Source organism: Pseudomonas oryzihabitans (assembly GCF_014522265.1).
Lineage (GTDB): Bacteria > Pseudomonadota > Gammaproteobacteria > Pseudomonadales > Pseudomonadaceae > Chryseomonas > Chryseomonas aestiva.
In genome coordinates, this window is the sequence record NZ_CP017024.1 from 1,932,727 (window position 1) to 1,952,505 (window position 19,779).

Sequence of the window (19,779 nt, forward strand, 5' to 3'; positions counted from 1 at the left end):
GCCATGCCGCGGATCCACAAGGCCGAATTCGCCCGTCGCCGCCGCGCCCTGATGGCCGAGATCGGCCACGGCGGCATCGCTTTGCTGCCCGCCGCGCCGGTGTGCTTGCGCAATCGCGACATCGAGCAGCCCTATCGCCAGGACAGCGACTTCCAGTACCTCACCGGTTTTCCCGAGCCCGAGGCCCTGGCCGTGCTGATTCCCGGCCGGGCCCACGGTGAATACCTGCTGTTCTGCCGCGAACGGGACGCGGAGCTGGAACGCTGGGAGGGCCGGCGCGCCGGTCAGGAAGGGGCGCTGGCCGACTATGGCGCGGACGATGCCTTTCCCATCGGCGATCTGGACGACATCCTGCCCGGCCTGCTGGAAGGGCGCGAGCGGGTCTACTACGCCATGGGCGCCCATCCGGAATTCGAGCGGCAACTGCTCAACTGGATCGAACTGATCCGCGCCAAGGCCGACCAGGGCGCCTCGCCGCCGCGGGAGCTGCTGGCGCTGGATACCCTGCTGCACGACAGCCGGCTGTACAAGTCGGCCGCCGAGGTGCGCCTGCTCAAGGCCGCCGCCGAATTGACCTGTGCGGCCCACCTGCGTGCCATGCAGGCCTGCCAACCGGGGCTGCGCGAGTATCACCTGGAGGCCGAGCTGGACTACTGCTTCCGCCAGGGCGGGGCCCGACTGGCGGCCTATGGCTCCATCGTTGCCGCCGGGGCCAATGCCTGCGTCATGCACTACCAGGCCAACGATGCGCCCCTGCGCGACGGCGACCTGGTGCTGATCGATGCCGGGTGCGAACTGGAGTGCTATGCCAGCGACGTGACCCGTACCTTTCCGGTCAATGGCCGCTTCTCGCCGGAGCAGCGGCAGCTGTACGACATCGTGCTGGCCGCCAACCAGGCCGCCATTGCCTGCGTGGCGCCCGGGCGGCACTGGAACGAACCCCACGAAGCCACGGTCAGGGTGATCACCGAAGGGCTGTTGGCGCTGGGTCTGCTCCAGGGCGAACTGGACGACCTGATCGAGACGGGCGCCTGTAGGCAGTTCTATATGCACCGTGCTGGTCACTGGCTGGGGCTGGATGTCCATGACGTCGGCGAATACCGCATCGGCGATCAGTGGCGGATGCTGGAGCCGGGCATGGCGCTGACCGTGGAGCCCGGACTGTATATCTCGGTGGAGGCCGAGGTGCCGCGCAAATGGCGCGGCCTGGGTATCCGCATCGAGGACGAGGTGCTGGTGACGCGCAGTGGTTGCGAGGTGCTGACCGCCGGCCTGCCCAAGGCGGCCGCGGAGATCGAAGGCTTGATGGCGGCCGCGCGCGACCGCCGGGAGAACGCTCATGCAACGTCCTGATATCGCCATCATCGGTGGCGGCCTGGTGGGTGCCAGTCTGGCCCTGGCCCTGCAGGCCGGCGCCAAGGCGCGCGGCTGGCGCATCCTGCTGGTGGAGCCCTTCGCCCCCGGCGACACCTATCAGCCCAGCTACGATGCCCGCTCCTCGGCGCTGTCCTACGGCTCGCGGCTGATCTACCAGCGCCTTGGCGTCTGGGATGCCCTGGCCGAACACGCCGAGGCGATCCGCGAGATCCAGGTTTCCGACCAGGGCCGCTTCGGCGTGACCCAGCTGCTCGCCCGCGACGAGAATCTGCCGGCGCTGGGCTATGTGGTGGAGAACGCCTGGATCGGCCAGGTGCTCTGGCAGGCGCTGGATCACGAGGTCGTGGAATGGCGCTGCCCGGCCGAGGTGCGCACGCTCACCGCCGTTGCCGATGGCTATCGCCTGGAGCTGGATGATGGCGACATCCTCGAATGCGGCCTGGCGGTACTGGCCGACGGCGGTCGCTCGGCGCTGCGCGAATCCCTCGGCATCGAGGTGCGGCGGACGGTCTATGAGCAGACCGCGCTGATTGCCAACGTCTCGACCAATCTGGGTCATGGTGGTCGCGCCTTCGAGCGCTTCACCCCCCACGGCCCCCTGGCGCTGCTGCCCCTGCCGGGTCAGCGCAGCGCCCTGGTCTGGACCCAGCCGGATGCCGAGGCGTTGCGCCTGCAACAGGCGCCCGACGCCGTCTTTCTCGCCGAATTGCAGCAGGCGGTGGGCTATCGCCTGGGCAGCTTCACCCAGGTCGGCACCCGCCATGCCTATCCCCTGACCCTGCTGGAAGCCAACGAGCAGATCCGCCCGCACCTGGTGGTCCTGGGCAATGCCGCCCATAGCCTGCACCCCATCGCCGGCCAGGGCTTCAACCTGTCCCTGCGCGATGTCGACAGCCTGGCCGAGTGCCTGCTGGAGAGCGCCGCGGCACCCGGCGACTTCGCCGCCCTGCAGGACTACCTGCAGCGCCAGCGCCTGGACCAGCAGCTGACCATCGGCTTTTCCGATCGCATCACCCGGCTGTTCTCCAACAGCCGGCCCTGGCTCAGTGCCGGACGCAACCTGGGCCTGGTCGGCCTGGAGCTGTGCCCGCCGGCCAAGAGTGCCTTCGCCCGCCAGGCCATGGGCCTGGGTACCCGTCCCTGACCTGCGAGGAGAAACGAGCATGCTGACCCATGCGGATCTGGTGATCGTCGGTGCCGGCATGGTCGGCAGCGCCCTGGCCCTGGCCCTGGCCGACAGCGGCCTGTCGGTGGTGCTGCTCGACCGCGGCCCGCTCACGCCGGGCGCGGTCGAAAGCGACCTGCCCTTCGAACCCCGGGTCAGCGCCCTGTCGCTGGCCAGTCAACGCATCCTGCAACGCCTCGGCGCCTGGGACGGCATCCTCGCGCGCCGCGTCAGTCCCTACCAGGCGATGCACGTCTGGGACGGCTCCGGCACCGGCGCCGTGCATTTCGATGCCGCCAGTGTGCATGCCGAGGTGCTCGGCCATATCGTCGAGAATCGCGTGGTGCAGGATGCCCTGCTCGAACGCCTGGCCGAGGCCAACGTCCTGCTCCTGCCCGAGGCGCGCCTGGAATTGCTGCGTCGCTCCGGCGACCAGTGGCTGGTGCAACTGGCCGGTGATCGCCAGATCCGCGCCCCCCTGGTGGTGGCCGCCGATGGTGCCACCTCCGCCGTACGCCGCCTGGCCGGGCTGGAAACCCGCGAGTGGGACTATCTGCACCATGCCATCGTCACCAGCGTGCGCTGCGCCGAATCGCACCAGCGCACCGCCTGGCAGAGATTCACCGACGACGGCCCGCTGGCCTTCCTGCCGCTGGACCGCGGTGGCGATACCCGCTGGTGCTCCATCGTCTGGTCCTGCACGCCCAAGCAGGGCGAGCGGCTGATGGCCCTGGACGACGCGGCCTTCTGCCAGGCCCTGGGCGAGGCCTTCGAGCAGCGTCTGGGCAAGGTGGAATGCAGCGACACGCGGCTGTGCATCCCGCTGCGCCAGCGCCATGCCAAGCGCTATGTGGAACCTGGCCTGGCACTGATCGGCGATGCCGCCCACGTCATCCACCCGCTGGCCGGGCAGGGCGTCAACCTGGGCTTTCTCGATGCCGCGGTGCTGGCCGAGGAACTGCGCCGTGCCCAGGCGCGCGGTGAATCCATCGCCGAACAGCGGGTGCTGGAACGCTACGAGCGCCGCCGCATGCCGCACAACCTGGCGATGATGGCGGCGATGGAAGGCTTCCAGCGCCTGTTCCAGGACGACCGCCTGCCGCTGCGCTGGCTGCGCAACGCCGCGCTCAAGCAGGTCGATCGCCACTTCGAAGCCAAGGCGCTGTTCGTCCGCCGCGCCCTGGGCCTGTCCGGCGATGTGCCGGAACTGGCCAGGGTCGTGGCCTAGCACCCGCTCACTGTTGCCCGATCACCAGCAGGTGCCGAAGGCGCTTTGAGGTCTGGGCGCTATTGCGCTCCTGGTGTCAGGGGCGCGCGGCGATGGCGGGCTTGGCCGGTGCTCGGGTACCCAGTTGCAGAAGCGCACCTCCCAGGGCACAGCCCGCCATCAGAAAGAAGCAGGAGACGTAGCCGCCCAGGCTGTTCCAGCCGCCCCCGGCGCTGATCAGCCAGCCCATCAGTACCGGTGCGATGCCGCCGCCAATAAACATGGCGGTGGTGATGATGCCATTGGCGGTGGAGGTGGCCGACGGCAATGCGGCATCCGAGGCAACCGCGTAGTAGATGGGCCAAACGGCGTTGGCTACCAGGCCAAACAGCAGCTGTACCAGGATGATCAGGGTGATGCTGCTGGCGAAGTAGAAGGCAGCGACGCTGGCGGCCATCCACAGGCCGCAGATGATCAGGGTGATCTTGCGCCCGATGATGTCCGAGAGGGTTGGCCAGATCAGTTGTCCGAGAATGCCGGTGATGGCGAAGACCACGCTGAGCCCAGCCGACTCGGCCAGCGACAGCTTGGCGATGTTATAGAGGTAGGCCGGCAGTACGATGTTGATGCCCATGTACACCACCTGGGTCAGCAGGGTGTTACCGGCGGTAAGGGCGATGTTGCGGTTGCTTAGGGTCGCGGTGAAGGTGCGCCACGCCTGGCCCTTGGCGACCTGACCGCTGGGGGTGATATCAGGTGGGGTGAGTCCCTTGGCTGCCATGTCCGCATACAGCGCGGTGATTCGCTCGGCGGTGGAATAGCGCGACCAGAACAGCATCAGCGGTACGGCGACGACAAAGGCGAAGAAGAAGACATAGCGCCAGTTGTCCTCACTGAAGGTGGTGAGCACGAAGCTGGCCACCAGGCCGCTGAGCAGCGCGCCGATGGGGTAGCCGGTGTGGTGGGCGCCCAAGGCGAACCCGCGGCGTTCCACCGGCCACCATTCGGCGGTATTGCTTACGCCGACCGGTTCGCCCCAGCCGGCACCCAGGTTCACCCCGATACGCAGGGCGACGAAGCTGGTCAGGCTATGGCTCAGAACCTTGAAGCCGGAGAGAAACGACAGCGCGGTATAGCCCAGCACCAGGGGTACCTGGAAGCGTGCGCGCTTCCAGCCGGCGCCATAGCGGTCGCTCCACATCGCTCCCGGAATATCCAGCAGAGCCAGAGCGAGCATGATCAGGGTGGCGATGGTGCCCCAGTCATCGGGGCTGAGGTTGAAGTGCTTGGAGATAGTGGGCCCCAGGCGCAGGACGATCTCGCGGTCGTAGGCGTTGAGAATCCAGATCAGCCAGCAGACCAGCAGGGAAACCCAGGAATAGCGGTGGATCTGGCGCAGCGAGGCCTTGTTTGCGGTGTGCATGAGTGTGCTCCGGGCGCCGCCGGGCGCCCTGTCAGAACCTGAAGGGTTTGGAAGCGGTGGGAGGGTGGGTCAGGCGGCGAAGCGGCGCTCTGCGATGCCGCGTACGCCCAGGCCGTGAACGGCAAACAGGGCACCGCGCAGCTGACCGTCACCGGGAAAGCGCGGCAGAGGCGGACGTGCCATGGACGTGACGTAGAGGATGTCCAGTTCGGGCCCGCCGAACATGACGCTGGTGACCTTCTTCACCGGCATCTCGATGATCCGCTCCACCTGACCATCGGGGGTGTAGCGCACCAGCTGGCCAGCGTAGACCAGGGCCTGCCAGAGGTAGCCTTCGGCATCCACGGTGGCGCCATCCGCGGCGCCGCCGCCGGAGGTGTCGATCCGGTTGCGCGTGCGCCGCTCGCCTACCGCGCCGGTTGCCGTGTCGTAGGCATAGGCCCACTGCTCGCCGGTCCAGGTATCGGTGAAATACAGGGTGCTGCCATCCGGACTCCAGCAGGGGCCGTTGGAGCAGATGATGCCTTCGTCCAGGACGTGCAGTGACAGGTCCGGATCCAGCCGGTAGAGGCGGCCCGAGGCGCTTTCTTCGCGGGTATCCATGGAGCCGAAAACGAAGCGTCCCTGGCGATCCACCTTGCCGTCGTTGAGTCGGTTGTGTGGCAGGTCGGGCTCGGGCGCGTGGATGAGCGTGAGTTCACCGCTGGTCAGATCCAGGTCGTGGATGCCTTCCTGCAGGGCTACCAAGGCGCGATCGCCGTCGCGGCGCAGGGTCATGGAACCGATTTTCTGGCCGACGTCCCAGGCCCGCAGCTCGCGGCCGTCGGCGGTGCAGCGCAGGATGCGGCCGTCGAAGCTGTCCAGCCAATACAGGCGCTGCTGATTCACGTCCCACAGTGGCCCTTCGCCAAGCGTGGTCTTGAGGTCGGCGACGATCTCGATACGCATGATGTTTTCCCTCTCTGTTGTTGTTTTGCGGGAAGCGTGGTTCGGTGGGCGGGCTAGAAGTCGACGGCGTTGCGTCCCTTCAGTCCCAGGAGCTCGCGGGCTTCATCTGGACTGGCGACCCGGCCACCGAGGGCCTCCACCACGGTACGGATGCGCCGGACCTGGTCGGCGTTGGAGGCGGCCAGCTTGCCCGGACCGTCCCACAGTGAATCCTCCAAACCGACCCGTGCATTGCCGCCCATGGCCAGACCCATGGTCGCCAGCGGTATCTGGTTGCGTCCGGCGCCGAGTACCGACCAGAGATAGTCCGCCCCAAACAGCCGGTCGGCAGTACGGCGCATCTGCATCAGGTCTTCCGGGTGCCCGCCGATGCCGCCGCGCAGGCCGAATACCGACTGGATGAATAGTGGGCGCGGCAGCAGTCCGCGCTCGAGGAAGTGCGCAGCGGTGTAGAGGTGGCCGATGTCGTAGCACTCGATCTCGAAGCGCGTGTGATTCTCGCGGCAGGCCTCGAGAATATGGGCGATGTCGCGGAAGGTGTTGCGGAAGATGCGGTCGTCGCTCTCTTCCAGGTAAGGACGTTCCCAGGCGTGCTGGAAGTCCTTGAAACGGCCGAGCATCTCGTAGAGGCCGAAGTTCATCGAACCCATATTCAGCGATGCCAGCTCGGGCTTGAGCTGCAGCGCCGGTTGCAGGCGCTCCTCCACACCCATGGTCGGAGCGCCGCCAGTGGTGAGGTTGATGATGACGTCGCTTTCCCGCTTGATGCGCGGCAGGAAGCGGCGAAACAGCTCCGGATCCTGCACCGGCCGACCATCCTCGGGATCGCGGGCATGGAGATGGACGATGGCGGCACCGGCTGCCGCGGCGCCCAGGGCGGCGTCGGCAATCTGTTCGGGAGTGACCGGCAGATGCGGCGACATAGATGGAGTATGGATGGCACCGGTAACGGCGCAGGTGATGATGACGGGGCGAGCGTGGGCCATGAGGCGGGTTTCCTGTGAATTGTTGTTGTGGAAACGCTGGGGCTTCAGAGGTACTCGACGTTGCCGTCCACGCTGATCGCCTGGCCGGTGACGTTGCGCGCCGCCGGCGAACAGAGGAACAGCGCCATGGCGGCGACGTCCTCGGCGGTCACCATGCGCCCCAGAGAAATTTTCTTCAGGTATTGCTCGCGCATCTCCGCTTCCGGCAGACCGAGCTGCTCGGCACGGGCGCGGATCACCCCGTCCATACGCGGTCCCTCGACGATACCGGGGAGCAGGGCGTTGACTCGGATGTCGGATGCGCCCAACTCGGCCGCCAGGGACTTCATCATGCCGACGATGGCCCACTTGGTAGCGGCATAGGGCGTACGCCAGGCATAGCCCAGGCGGCCGGCCACCGAAGCGATCTGCAGCAGATGGCCATGGGGCGATTCGCGCAGCAGGGGCACGGCGTGATGGGCAAAGCGGTACTGGGCAGTGAGATTGATGTCCAAGGTGCGCTGCCAGTCGGCTTCGTTGATGTCGTCAATGCCTGCCGTCGGACCGGCGATGCCGGCGTTGTTGACCAGCACATCGAGGCCATCCCAATGGTCGCGTTGCGCAACGAAGACCTGGGCGACGTCCGCAGCCACGGCGACATCCGCACGGGTGGCCAGGGCGGTAGGATGCCGTTCGCGAAAGGCTGCCAGGGCAGTTTCGCTGACGTCGCAGACATGGACCTGGGCACCAGCTTCCAGATAGGCCGTGGCCAGGACTTCGCCGATGCCGGCAGCGCCGCCGGAGATCAGTACCCGCAGGTTGGGGTAGGGGATGAGTCTGTCGAGCACGCTCATGCGCGTTTGCCTCCGTTGCTCTTGGAATTTTCGCGCTGGGCCAGCAGGCGGCCGAGCGAGTCGGCGGCCTGCATGATGTCGTCTGCCACCGCGGCGCGAGCGGCGGCGCCATCGCGGGCCTCCAGGGCAGCGACGATGCGGGCGTGGGCCTCCATGGAGCGGTCGAGGTGGGCTGGCTCGGGTGCCACCAGGGCGAAGCAGGGACCCATGTGCAGCCAGAAGGTCTCCACGGCGGCAACGATCAGGTCGGCGCGGGCGACGGCGTAGATGCGTCGGTGGAACGCGAAGTTGGTCCAGAGGTAGCGAGGCACGTCGTGGTTGTCCACGGCCTGCTGCATGTCCTGGTAGATGCTGCCGATCTGCGTCAGGTCGCTGGCGTCCAGGCGCTGGATGCAGCGCTCTGCCAGCAGGCCTTCCAGGGCGACCCGGGCGTCACGGATCTCGCGCAGGCGCGCTGCCGTCATCATGGGTACACGCAACCGGGCAGTGCCTGATACTTCGAAAGCATTTTCCGCGCTCAGGCGCTGCAGTGCCTCGCGCACGGGCATGGGACTGGAACCCAGGGCCTCGGCCAGACCACGGATGGTGAGTTTCTGCCCCGGTTGAAAGCGGCCACTCATCAGGGCTTCCCGCAGCTGGCGATAGACCTGGTCCTGCAGGGTGGCGCGGGTGACCTGGCGCAGCGCGGGAAAGGCGAGGGGGACGTCGGACATGACCGGCTCCTTTTTATTTTGTGAGATAAAATATGTGATCACAAAATTGCGGTGTCAAGTCTGGATTCGCCGATTTTTAGGTGATGCGGTAATAGGCCGGTGAATCCTGGGGCTGCTACCGAGGGCGGCGAACACCGCTTCAAGTAGCTGATTCAGAGATTCATACGAGACTGGGTGGGTAATTCCGAATTGCTCGACACACCGCAGAAACAGGCGCCGAAACTGACAGGGCGAAATCGGCAGCGATGGCTGTGCCGAGCGAAGGGGCTATGGAGGCGCACGAATACGACTCCGATATCAGGCGGGTAGCCTCTGGGAATCCACTTGGGCCGGCGTGGCTCAGGCGTCGCCCAACGACCCGGCCAGCTCCAGCACCTGTTGCCGCCAGGCGGCCTCGCGGGGCAGGGCGAGGAAGTGCGGGTTGAGGAAGGACTCGCGCATCTCGTAGGTGAGGGGCTGGCCGTCCAGGGTCACGACCTCGCCGCCGGCGCCTTCCAGCACGCCCTGGGCGGCGGCGGTATCCCACTGGGAAGTGGGGGCGAGTCGGGGATAGAAGTCGGCCAGGCCTTCGGCCAGCAGGCAGAACTTGAGCGAGCTGCCGACGCTTACCAGTTTGGGTTCGCCGAAGGTATCGCCCAACCCGTCCATCAGGCGCTGCTGGGCCGGACTGCCGTGGCGGCGGCTGGCGACTACGGTGAAGGCGTCTTCCGGCTGGACGCGCACGCCGATCTCGATGCCGTCTTCGCCCTGGATTCGGAAGGCGCCCAGTTCGCGGCCGCCGCTGAAGCAGACGTCCCGGGTGGGGATGCCGACCACGCCGAAGATCACCTGGCCGCGTTCGACCAGGGCCACGTTGACGGTGAATTCCTCGCTGCCGTCAATGAATTCCTTGGTGCCGTCCAGGGGATCGACCACCCACCAGACGTCCCAGGCGCTGCGCGCCGCGAAGGGGATGTCACAGGCTTCTTCCGACAGCACCGGCACGTCCGGGGTCAGCCGGGCGAGGCCGTCGGCCAGCACCCGGTGGGCGGCGAGGTCGGCGGCGGTCACCGGCGAGTCGTCGCTCTTCTGCCGCACCGCCACGCCCTGGCGCCAGTGGGGCAGGATGGCCGCGCCGGCCTGGCGCACCAGGTCGATGACGTTGAGTACCAGCGGAGCGGTAATGGAAACGGGCGCCATCATGCCGGCAGTTCTCCGCGTTGGGTGAGCAGGTCGCGCACCAGGTAGAGGGCGGCCAGGGCCCGGCCTTCGGAAAAGCGCGGATTCTGCACCAGCTGCGACAGCTCGCGCAGGTCGACGCTGCTGACTTCGAGGGGCTCGGGTTCATCGCCCGGCAGGCGCTCCGGATAGAGGTCGCGGGCCAGCACCACATGGATGCGCTGACTCATGTAGCCGGGGCTCAGCGACAGCGCGGTGAGGTATTCCAGCTGGTGGGCGCCGAACCCCGCCTCTTCCTTGAGTTCGCGATTGGCGGCGTCGAGGATCTCTTCGCCCGGCTCCACCAGGCCCTTGGGCAGCGACAGTTCGTAGTCTTCCACGCCGCCGCAGTATTCCTCGATGAGCAGGGCGCGGGTGGCGTCCTGCAGGGCCACCACCATCACCGCACCGTGACCGGTGCCCTTGTTGGCCAGGCGCTCATAGGTGCGTTCCTCGCCGTTGGCGAAGCGCAACTGCATCTCCTCGACGGTGAACAGGCGGCTCTTGGCCACGATCTGTCGGGCGAGAACAGTGGGTTTCTGGCGCATGGACGGCTCCTGGGCTGGGCGGACGGGTATGATAACCCGCCTGTTACATGATCCGGAGTCACCATGACCCCTCTCGACTGGAGCCGTATCGATACCGTGTTGCTGGACATGGACGGCACCCTGCTCGATCTGCATTTCGACAACCATTTCTGGCTGGAGTACCTGCCGCAGCGCTATGCCGAGCGCCACGGCCAGTCCCTGGCGCTGGCCAAGGCCGAGCTGGAGCCGCTGTTTTTCAGCCACCAGGGCAAGCTGACCTGGTATTGCCTGGACTTCTGGAGCGCCGAGCTGGGTTTTTCCATGCGCGAACTCAAGGAGGAAATCGCCCACCTGATCGCCCTGCGTCCGGATGCCGATACCTTCCTTGCCGCCCTGCAGCGCGCCGGCAAGCGGGTGGCGCTGATCACCAACGCCCACCGCGACTCCCTGTCGCTGAAGCTGGAGCGCATCGAGCTGGCGCCATATTTCGACCGGCTGATCAGCTCCCACGACTATGGCTTCCCCAAGGAAGAACAGCAGTTCTGGCACGCCCTGCAGGCCGACTTCGCCTTCGATCCGGCGCGCACCCTGTTCATCGACGACAACCTGCCGATCCTGCGCAGCGCCCGCGACTACGGGGTCGCCCACCTGCTGGCGATCCACGAGCCGGACAGCCGGCGCGGACCCAAGGACAGCGAGGAATTCGAGGCGGTGCGGGACTATCGGGAGTTGCTGCCAGCCTGAACAAAAGACCCTCACCCCAACCCTCTCCCAGGGGGAGAGGGGGCCAAGCAGGCCAGATCGCGGAGTAGACCGGTGGATATCAAGCAACTGCGCTTTCTCATCGCCCTGGACGAGACGCGGCACTTCGGCCAGGCCGCGGCGCGCTGTCACGTTACCCAGCCGACCCTGTCGATGCGCCTGCGCGGCCTGGAAGACGAGCTGGGGGTGGAGCTGGTGCGTCGCGGGCAGCGCTTCGAGGGCTTCACCGAGGCCGGTCAGCGCATTCTCGCCTGGGCGCGCACCCTGATGGCCGCCCATGACGGGCTCTATGCCGAGGCCCAGGCCTTCCAGGGACAACTGGTGGGCACCCTGCGGGTCGGCCTGGTGCCGTTGGCCAGCTTCGATCCCATGCCGCTGCTGCAGCACCTGCGCCTGCTGCACCCCAAGCTGCATTTCCAGCTGCAGGTGCTGAGCACCGAGCGCATCCTCGAAGCCGTGGCCAGCAATCGCCTGGAGCTGGGCATCTCCTACCTGGAACACCTGGATCCGGCGCGCTTCGACAGCCTGACCCTGACCGAGACGCGCATGGGCCTGCTCTATGACGAGCGGCATTTCAGTTTCGACCAGGTCGCGCTGGACTGGCAGGCGGTGGCCGGGCTGCCTTTGGGCCTGCTGACCGGCGCCATGCATTTCCGTCAATCGGTGGACCACGGCTTTCGCAGCCTGGGGCTGACGCCGCAGCCGGTGCTGGAGACTGATGCCGTCTATCTGCTCTTGCAGGCCGTCAATGCCGGTCTGTGCTGCGCCGTGGTGCCCCTTGCCGGTGGCTTCGATCGTCTTACGCCCCATGCCCGGCTGATTCCCATCGACACGGCCCGCACCCTGGCGCCGCTGGGTTTGCTCATCCGGCGCACCGAACCCCGGTTGGCGGTGGCCGATGCCTGCTTCCAGGCCGTCAAGGCGCTTTATGCCGAGAGTGATAGATAGCGTTTATCAAGGCATCGGTCATAGCGATTAGACGCCTCGGGATGTGCTGGTTAATCTTTGATCTGTGTCAAACCGCCGCAGGTCGTTTTCGCCCATGTCCCAGCAATCGCCAGACCTCGTTGCCGCGCCCCCCGCCGGCTATGCCTTCGCCGAGCTGGAGCAGCCTGCCGTACGGGGCGAACAGCCGCTGGCCGAAGAGGTGGCGCTGGCCATCGCCTACAACGGCATCAGCCATGCGGTGATGATGGCAACCCCGGCCGACGTGGAAGACTACGTGGTCGGTTTCAGCCTCAGCGCCGGCATCGTCGATGCCATCGACGACATCTATGGCATCCAGGTGCGGCGCGTGGGCGAGGCGCTCAATGTCGACGTCGAGATCAGCAGCCGCACCTTCTGGGCGCTCAAGCAGCAGCGCCGCCAGCTGGCCGGGACCAGTGGTTGCGGCCTGTGCGGGGTCGAGGCGCTGGAACAGGCGCTGCCGCAGCTGGATCGACTGCGCAAGGTGCGGCTGCCCCCGGCCGCCCATCTGCATGACCTGCGCCAGCGGATCGATGCTGCCCAGGATCTCGGTCAACGCAGCGGGGCGGTCCATGCCGCGCTGTTCATCGACGCTCAGGGTGAACTGACCCTGTGCCGCGAAGACATCGGCCGCCACAACGCCCTGGACAAGCTGATCGGCGCCCTGCTGCGCCAGCGCCAGCCGGTGCGCGAGGGCTGCGTGGTGGTCACCAGTCGCTGCAGTCTCGAACTCATCCACAAGGCGGTGCGTGCCGGGCTCGCCACCCTCATCACCCTGTCGGCGCCCACCGGGCTCGCCGTGGAATGGGCGCGCCGCCATCGTCTCAATCTGATCCACCTGCCGCACCGGTCGCCACCGCGGGTCTATGCCCCGGCGCCCGTTGCCCCTTGATCCCACAGGTATCGCCATGAACAAACCTCAGCAGTCCTTCAAACCCTATCAAGGCCCCGCCGCCGGCTGGGGCGCCCTGAAGAGCGTGGTGCACTTCTGGCTCGACAGCGGCAACGCCTTCAAGAATCTGCGGACGCTGCTCAAGACCAACCAGGACCACGGCTTCGATTGCCCGGGCTGTGCCTGGGGCGAGGCGCCGGAAAACGGCCTGGTGAAGTTCTGCGAGAACGGCGCCAAGGCGGTCAACTGGGAAGCCACCAAGCGCCGTGTTGATGCGGCCTTCTTCGCTCGCCATAGCGTGACCTCGCTGCAGGAGCAGAGCGACTACTGGCTCGAATACCAGGGTCGGCTGACCGAGCCGCTGCGCTATGACGCCGCCACCGATCGCTATGTGCCCATCGCCTGGGACGCCGCCTTCGCGCTGATCGCCAAGGAGCTCAAGGCCCTGGCCAGCCCCGACGAAGCCGAGTTCTATACCTCGGGTCGCGCCAGCAACGAGGCGGCCTTCCTCTACCAGCTGTTCGTGCGCGCCTATGGCACCAACAATTTCCCCGACTGCTCGAACATGTGCCACGAGGCCAGCGGTGTCGGCCTGGGCCGCAGCATCGGCGTCGGCAAGGGCACCGTGACCTATCACGACCTGGACGAGGCCGATGCCATCTTCGTCATCGGCCAGAATCCCGGCACCAACCACCCGCGCATGATCGAGACCCTGCGCAACGCGGTGAAGCGCGGTGCCCAGGTGGTCTGCTTCAACCCGCTCAAGGAGCGTGGCCTGGAGCGCTTCCAGCATCCGCAGAATCCGCTGGAGATGCTCACCAACGACTCGCGGCCGACCAACACCGCCTATTTCCGTCCGGCTCTGGGCGGTGACATGGCGGCGCTGCGCGGTATCGCCAAGTACCTCCTGCAGTGGGAGCGCGAAGCCGCCGCCAAGGGTGGCAAGCGCATCTTCGACCACGATTTCATCGCCGCCCATACCCTCGGCATGGACGACTACCTGGCCCAGGTCGACGCCACCTCCTGGGAGCTGATCGAGCGCCAGTCGGGGCTGTCGCTGCACGAGATCGAGCAGGCCGCGCGCATGTATGCCCGGGCCGAGAAGGTCATCATCTGCTGGGCCATGGGCATCACCCAGCACCGCCACTCAGTGGCCACGGTGCAGGAGATCGCCAACCTGCAGCTGCTCTGCGGCCAGATCGGCAAGCCTGGCGCCGGTCTCTGTCCGGTGCGCGGCCACAGCAACGTCCAGGGCGACCGCACCATGGGCATCGACGAGAAGGCCCCGGCCTGGCTCAGCGACGCCCTGGCCAAGCGCTTCGCCTTCGAGCCGCCGCGCAACCGTGGTCACAACACCGTGGAGGCCATCGCCGCCATGGAGCAGGGGCAGGCCAAGGTGTTCATCGCCCTGGGCGGCAACTTCGCCCAGGCCACCCCGGACACCCCGCGCACCCACAAGGCGCTGCGCAAATGCCGGCTGACCGTGCACATCGCCACCAAGCTCAACCGCAGCCACCTGGTGACCGGTCGGCAGGCGCTGATCCTGCCCTGCCTGGGTCGTACCGAGACGGACGTGCAGAAGGGCGGCAAGCAGGCCATCACCGTGGAAGACAGCTTCAGCATGGTGCATGCCTCGGCCGGCATCCTGCGGCCGCTGTCGTCGCAGATGAAGTCCGAGCCGGCCATCGTCGCCGGGCTGGCCAAGGCCACCCTGGGCAACCATCCGGTGGACTGGGACTGGCTGATCGAGGACTACGACCGCATCCGCGACCTGATCGCCGACGTCATCCCCGGTTTCCAGGACTTCAATGCCCGGCTGGCCGCGCCCGGTGGCTTCTACTTGGGCAACAAGGCCGGGCGCCGGGAGTGGAACACCGCCACCGGCAAGGCCAATTTCGCCGCCAATGCGCTGCTGCATGACCTGCTGCCGGACGCGGTCCGCCGCCAGGGCATCAAGCCGGATCTGATCCTGCAGACCATGAGATCCCACGACCAGTACAACACCACCATCTACAGCCTCGACGACCGCTATCGCGGCGTGAAGGGCCAGCGCGACGTGGTCTTCGTCAACCAGGCCGATCTGGATCGGCTGGGCGTGGCCGCCGGCGAGAAGGTGGATCTGGTCGCCCTGTGGGACGACGGCATCGAGCGCCGAGTCCGCGGCTTCACCGCGCTGCCGTTCGACATCCCGGTCGGCCAGGCCGCCGGCTACTACCCGGAGACCAATCCGCTGGTGCCCCTTGAGAGCTACGGCGAGGGCAGCTTCACGCCCACTTCCAAGTTCGTCGCCATCAAGGTCGAGAAGGCCAGCGCCGGCAACCGTATCGCCTCGGTGGCCTGAGCAGGGTAGGCTGTCCTCTCGATTCGGGAGGACAGCCATGCAGCGCATCGTTACCTGGCTTGGCGAAGATCCGGTTCGCTGCCAACTGCTTGCCATCCTCGCCGACCTGCAGCTGCCAGATGCCTGGCTGGCTGCAGGCTTCGTGCGCAACCTGGTCTGGGATCGACTGCATGGCCATGCCGAATCGACGCCGCTGGCGGATCTGGATGTCATCCATTTCGACGCGACCGACTGTCGACCCGAGCGGGACAGGTCCATCGAGATGACGCTGGCGGAGCGGGCGCCGGGTCGGCCCTGGTCGGTGAAGAATCAGGCGCGGATGCATCTGCGCAATGACGATCGCCCTTATCGCGACTGCCGGGATGCCATGGCCCATTGGCCTGAGATGGAAACGGCCCTGGCCGCGCGCCTGACCGCCGAAGGTGAGCTCGAAGTCGTCAGTCCCTTCGCCCAGGAAGGGCTCCTGGCCCTGCATCTCACGCCCAATCCCTGGCGGCCCCGGCCGGAAGCCTTTCGCCAGCGGCTCGCGACCAAGGGCTGGCTGGAGCGCTGGCCGCGATTGCAGGTACGAACGGATCGCCTGAACGACGACCAGGGTTGAGCAGCAGCGGCGCTGGGAAAGCGTTCATTGCCAGGAACTCGGCAACACGCCAGGCCTTGCCGCCGTAGTGATATCGAAAGGCCTGTGCAGAAATTATCGAGCGATTCGGTGATAAATACCGGAGTGCCAGGTAGAACTATCTGTTGAGATAAGAGATATCGTTCAACCGATAACAACAGAGAGCAGGTTGTGGAATCCTTGTTTCAAGTTTATGACTGTTGAGGATTCTCTTCGTCCAGAGGCTGACGAACTTCGGTCAGGATGAAGGCTTTATTATTCCCATAATTTCGTAGTTGGTTTTCACTCGATAACCGGGCTTCTTCCGCTGCAGGCTTCTGGCTGGTTGAAGTGTCGCCGAAGTGCATGGACAAGACGCCCCCTGGGCGTCAGGCCTGAACGAGCCCCCGATCATCAATGCCCGAGGTCTTCCGTCCGCGACGAGAGCAGGCCGGGAGTTCGGCGGAACGGGAGCCGAACAGGTATCAGACCCTGAAGCGCGACGTCAGCTCTTGCAGCTGCAGGCTCAGGTTGGCCAGCTCGGTGCTGGAACCGGCGGTTTTCTCGGTGGCGGCTGCGGTCTGGTCGGCGACTTCGTGGACCTTGACCACGCTGCGGCTGATGTTTTCACCGGCCGCGCTCTGCTGCTCGACCGCGGTGGCGATCTGCTCGTTCATGGCCTCGATCTCGCTCACCGCACTGCTGACGCTGCCCAGGACCACGCCCGCCTGGCGGGTCAGGTCGACGCTGTCGCCGGTCAGCTGGATATTGCGGTCCAGGGCGGCGCTCATCTTGTCGGTGCTGCCGTGCAGTCTAGTGATGAGGCTGGCGATCTCGTCGGTGGAGGAGCGCGTACGCTGCGCCAGGCCACGCACCTCGTCGGCGACCACGGCGAAGCCACGGCCCGCTTCACCCGCGCGAGCGGCTTCGATGGCGGCGTTGAGCGCCAGCAGATTGGTCTGCTCGGCGACCGCCTTGATCACGTCCAGCACCCCGCCGATGCGGTCGGCGTCCTGCCTGAGCAACTCCATGGTGGTCTGGGTGCTGTCCACTTCCTGGGCCAGGGTCTGGATCTGGGTGGCGACCTGGTTGACCATCTCGTCACCCTCGCGGGTCTTGAGGGTGGCCTCGCGGGCGGTCGTCGACGCCTGTTCGGCATTGCGCGCCACCTCATTGATGGTGGCGCTCATCTGCTGCATGGCGGTGGCGATCTGCTCGGTCTCCATCTTCTGTGCCGAGGCGCCAGCGCGGGTCTGCTCGGTGATGGCGGAGAGTTCTTCGGCGGCACTGGCGACCTGGATGACGCCATCCTTCTGCTCGCGGATCAGATCGCTCAGATTGACGATCATCAGCTGCATGGCCGCCTGCAACTGGCCGATCTCGTCCTTGCGCGCCGCCTCGATCTGCACGGTCAGGTCGCCGGCAGCGAGCTGCTCCACGGTCGCCAGGGTCTGGCGCAGTGGCGTCACGATGGAGCGGGTAATGATCCAGGCCGCGACCAGGCTGAGCAGTACCGCCAGCAGCAGCCCGCCAAAGAGCATCAGCTTGGCCCCGCGGATATCGTCGAGGCGGAACTGGCTCTGTATCTGTTTCATTTCGTCGGAGGTCTTGAGCAGCACCTGGATATGCTGGTAGAGGCCCTGATTAACCTCCTGGTACGCCTTCTGAATACTGAACAGCTGTTGGACCTGGCGCTGATACTCGTCAAGGAGCCCTGGCAGCTGCTGCAATTCCGGGGTCGAAGGCAGGGTCTTGAGTACCTCGCCGACCCTGTCCAGAGACGCTTGCAAGGCCTCCTGTTGCGGGCCGGCTGACTTGAGTACATAGAGGTGCAGGTGGATCCGCAGCTGCTGCAGCGCCGCCAGCAGGGAAGGCAGCTGGGCGCTGGCCTGATCGCCTTCGCGGTTCAGGACGCCGGACGCCTCCTGCAACCGCTTGTCCAGCATATCGCCCGTGTTGCGCACGTCCTGAAGGGTGGTGGTGCGGTCCTGGGTCACCTTCAGCGTCTGCCGATAGAGGTCACGGTATTCCCTGAGGGTCTGTTCGGTGCGGGCCAGCAGCGCTTTGCTCTCCGGACGTTTGAACAGCGGACGGGCATCCTGCAAGTGCTGTTCGAGGGCATCGATGCCGCTTTTCCAGCGACTGGCCTGATCCGCTTCCGGCAAGATCGCAAAGTCCTTGCGCGCATTGCGCATGTCGCGGGCAAGTAGCCCGATCTGGTTGAACTGTTCGATCAGGTTGCCGCGTCGGCCCAGGGCCTGGATGCCGTTCCAACCGGCATAGGCGATAGCCAGGGTCAGGATGATCAGGACGGTAAAGCCGGAAAACAGCTTCGTACGAACACTCATGTTGCTCATTTTCATGGGGCTATTTCCCAACGTTCGGCGGAAAGTTCCGGGGTTCGAGGAGTGCTGAGGGCGTCGGATTCTAGCCGAGGGTCATGGGGAAAAGTTTGGTATTTACAACATTTAAATAATGGTAAGTCTAATCTTTGTATAAAGGCTTAAAGAGGGATTCCGCTGTTTGCTGGTCCCCAGTATCGGGACTATTGAAGAAGTAGGTTCCTGGCCACGAAGTTCAGGTGAAACGAGTGGTGCCGTTTTAATGGGCTATTTTTTATTAGTCATGCTTTAGTGGTACAGCCAAAGGGTGGGGATCGAGAGGTCCTGGCCTGGACTCGGCAGGGAAGGGCGGCTGGAGGCTTCGTCGCCAGCAGGTGCGGCCCCCCTTGGCGGAGATGAGCGACGCCTCGCGCCCTCATCGGTTGTCTGGCGAACCCTGGAATGCCGTTAGACTCCATAGAAAGGTCATCCGCTTTCCCTCTCCGGCAAGGAATCCCATGTCCACCACGGAGCGTCGCCGCGCCTTTCTGCAGCATCCGGGCTTTTCGCGACTTTTCGCGCCGGGTCGTCTGACCCTGGGTTTTCTGCTGCCGCTGGAAGGCTATCCTGACGATCCCATGCCGACCCTGCGCGACCATGCCCGCCTGGCGCGGCTGGCCGACCAGCTGGGCTTCGCGGCACTCTGGGCGCGCGACGTGCCCTTCTACGATCCCGGTTTCAACGACGCCGGCCAGGTGTTCGAGCCCTTCACCTATCTCGGCTACCTGGCGGGCATCACCCAGCACCTGACCCTGGCCACCGGCAGCGCCGTCATCACCCTGCGCCATCCGCTGCACCTGGCCAAGATGGCGGCCTCGGTCGACCAGTTGAGCGATGGTCGGCTGGTGCTGGGGGTGGCCTCCGGCGATCGTCCGGTGGAGTACCCGGCCTTTGGCCTGGAGAGCGAATTCGAGCGGCGAGGCGAGCGCTTCCGCGATGCCTTCGAGATGTTTCGCCTGGCCGGCGAGACCAATTTTCCCCGGGGTGAATTTCGCCGTTTCGGCGATCTGCAGGGATTGGCCGATCTGGTGCCCAAACCGGTGCACGGCCGCATCCCGGCGCTGGTGACCGGGCGCAGTCGGCAGACGGTGGACTGGATCGCCGCCAAGGCCGATGGCTGGTTCTACTACTTCGTGCCCGCCGAGCACGTCCCGGCCCTGACGCGGGTCTGGCGCGAGGCGCTGGACGAGATCGGCGGGCGCGAGCTGTTCAAGCCCTTCGCCCAGGGGCTGTTCTTCGAACTGGCCAGCGATCCGGCCCAGCCGCCTCGGCCCATCCATGCCGGACTGTCCTGCGGGCGGCGAGCGCTGGTGGACTACCTTGCCCAGTTGCAGGAGGCGGGGGTCAATCACCTGGCGCTCAACCTGCGGCCCTCGCGGCGTCCGGCCAGCGAAGTGGTCCAGGAACTGGGCGAATTCGTCCTGCCGCATTTCCCTTCCCTGGCCTGAAGCCAGCGCCTTGGT

The 19,779-nt window shown here is 66.0% G+C and carries 17 protein-coding genes and 1 pseudogene; 9 read left to right on the forward strand and 9 right to left on the reverse strand.

Features of this window, described 5'->3' with window-relative positions; translation table 11 throughout:
- The first annotated feature begins 3 nt into the window (after positions 1-3).
- Genes pepP through BGI51_RS08915 form a run of 3 tightly spaced genes read left to right on the forward strand, consistent with a single transcriptional unit; the run spans position 4 to position 3,770 of the window.
- Positions 4-1,353 (forward strand): Xaa-Pro aminopeptidase, encoded by a 1,350-nt coding sequence (gene pepP / locus BGI51_RS08905; RefSeq protein WP_187980909.1) that lies wholly within the window; start codon positions 4-6, stop codon positions 1,351-1,353.
- The gene (gene ubiH / locus BGI51_RS08910) at positions 1,340-2,521 is read left to right on the forward strand and encodes a 2-octaprenyl-6-methoxyphenyl hydroxylase (RefSeq protein WP_187980910.1); all 1,182 of its coding nucleotides are present in this window, start codon (positions 1,340-1,342) and stop codon (positions 2,519-2,521) included. Before pepP ends, ubiH begins: the two co-directional genes overlap by 14 nt.
- Positions 2,522-2,540: 19 nt before the next feature.
- Positions 2,541-3,770 carry a 2-octaprenyl-3-methyl-6-methoxy-1,4-benzoquinol hydroxylase gene (locus tag BGI51_RS08915; RefSeq protein WP_187980911.1) on the forward strand — a complete coding sequence of 410 codons (1,230 nt, stop codon included), beginning with the start codon at positions 2,541-2,543 and terminating at the stop codon, positions 3,768-3,770.
- 76 nt (positions 3,771-3,846) lie between these two features.
- On the opposite strand, the gene BGI51_RS08920 is transcribed toward BGI51_RS08915, so the two are convergent.
- The 7 genes from BGI51_RS08920 to nudE all read right to left on the reverse strand — a co-directional run bounded on the left by BGI51_RS08920 (position 3,847) and on the right by nudE (position 10,397).
- Positions 3,847-5,172, reverse strand: a complete 1,326-nt coding sequence (locus tag BGI51_RS08920; protein WP_187980912.1) for an MFS transporter — start codon at positions 5,170-5,172, stop codon at positions 3,847-3,849.
- Between the two features lie 69 nt (positions 5,173-5,241).
- Complete coding sequence (locus tag BGI51_RS08925; RefSeq protein WP_187980913.1) at positions 5,242-6,120, reverse strand: SMP-30/gluconolactonase/LRE family protein; 879 nt, start codon at positions 6,118-6,120, stop codon at positions 5,242-5,244.
- 53 nt (positions 6,121-6,173) lie between these two features.
- On the reverse strand, positions 6,174-7,106 hold the full coding sequence (locus BGI51_RS08930) for a 3-keto-5-aminohexanoate cleavage protein (RefSeq protein WP_144957870.1): 933 nt from the start codon (positions 7,104-7,106) through the stop codon (positions 6,174-6,176).
- Positions 7,107-7,150: 44 nt separating this feature from the next.
- The gene (locus BGI51_RS08935) at positions 7,151-7,939 is read right to left on the reverse strand and encodes an SDR family oxidoreductase (protein ID WP_187980914.1); all 789 of its coding nucleotides are present in this window, start codon (positions 7,937-7,939) and stop codon (positions 7,151-7,153) included.
- Positions 7,936-8,652, reverse strand: coding sequence for a GntR family transcriptional regulator (locus tag BGI51_RS08940; protein ID WP_133860485.1), 717 nt, complete (start codon positions 8,650-8,652; stop codon positions 7,936-7,938). Before BGI51_RS08940 ends, BGI51_RS08935 begins: the two co-directional genes overlap by 4 nt.
- A gap of 339 nt (positions 8,653-8,991) precedes the next feature.
- On the reverse strand, positions 8,992-9,834 hold the full coding sequence (gene cysQ / locus BGI51_RS08945) for a 3'(2'),5'-bisphosphate nucleotidase CysQ (RefSeq protein WP_187980915.1): 843 nt from the start codon (positions 9,832-9,834) through the stop codon (positions 8,992-8,994).
- Positions 9,831-10,397, reverse strand: coding sequence for an ADP compounds hydrolase NudE (nudE, locus tag BGI51_RS08950; protein WP_059316538.1), 567 nt, complete (start codon positions 10,395-10,397; stop codon positions 9,831-9,833). Before nudE ends, cysQ begins: the two co-directional genes overlap by 4 nt.
- A gap of 63 nt (positions 10,398-10,460) precedes the next feature.
- Between nudE and yrfG the strand changes: the two genes are divergently transcribed.
- From yrfG to BGI51_RS08975, 5 genes are all read left to right on the forward strand, one after another.
- On the forward strand, positions 10,461-11,120 hold the full coding sequence (gene yrfG, locus BGI51_RS08955) for a GMP/IMP nucleotidase (RefSeq protein ID WP_187980916.1): 660 nt from the start codon (positions 10,461-10,463) through the stop codon (positions 11,118-11,120).
- A gap of 72 nt (positions 11,121-11,192) precedes the next feature.
- Positions 11,193-12,086, forward strand: coding sequence for a LysR family transcriptional regulator (locus BGI51_RS08960; RefSeq protein ID WP_187980917.1), 894 nt, complete (start codon positions 11,193-11,195; stop codon positions 12,084-12,086).
- Positions 12,087-12,180: 94 nt separating this feature from the next.
- The gene (gene fdhD / locus BGI51_RS08965) at positions 12,181-12,996 is read left to right on the forward strand and encodes a formate dehydrogenase accessory sulfurtransferase FdhD (protein WP_093253409.1); all 816 of its coding nucleotides are present in this window, start codon (positions 12,181-12,183) and stop codon (positions 12,994-12,996) included.
- A gap of 16 nt (positions 12,997-13,012) precedes the next feature.
- Complete coding sequence (locus BGI51_RS08970) at positions 13,013-15,337, forward strand: FdhF/YdeP family oxidoreductase (protein WP_187980918.1); 2,325 nt, start codon at positions 13,013-13,015, stop codon at positions 15,335-15,337.
- A 37-nt stretch (positions 15,338-15,374) separates the two neighbouring features.
- On the forward strand, positions 15,375-15,938 hold the full coding sequence (locus BGI51_RS08975; RefSeq protein WP_187980919.1) for a nucleotidyltransferase family protein: 564 nt from the start codon (positions 15,375-15,377) through the stop codon (positions 15,936-15,938).
- Between the two features lie 482 nt (positions 15,939-16,420).
- Here the strand turns inward: BGI51_RS08975 and BGI51_RS24015 are convergent, their stop codons facing one another.
- Entirely contained in the window at positions 16,421-17,293 is an 873-nt protein-coding gene (locus tag BGI51_RS24015) for a methyl-accepting chemotaxis protein (RefSeq protein WP_372241631.1), read from the reverse strand.
- Positions 17,279-18,298 (reverse strand): annotated as a pseudogene (locus BGI51_RS24020) (methyl-accepting chemotaxis protein); the annotation flags it as partial. The gene BGI51_RS24015 and the pseudogene BGI51_RS24020, both read right to left, overlap by 15 nt.
- 476 nt (positions 18,299-18,774) lie before the next feature.
- Here BGI51_RS24020 and BGI51_RS08985 point away from each other — a divergent pair.
- On the forward strand, positions 18,775-19,764 hold the full coding sequence (locus BGI51_RS08985) for an LLM class oxidoreductase (protein ID WP_187980921.1): 990 nt from the start codon (positions 18,775-18,777) through the stop codon (positions 19,762-19,764).
- Positions 19,765-19,779: the final 15 nt, after the last annotated feature.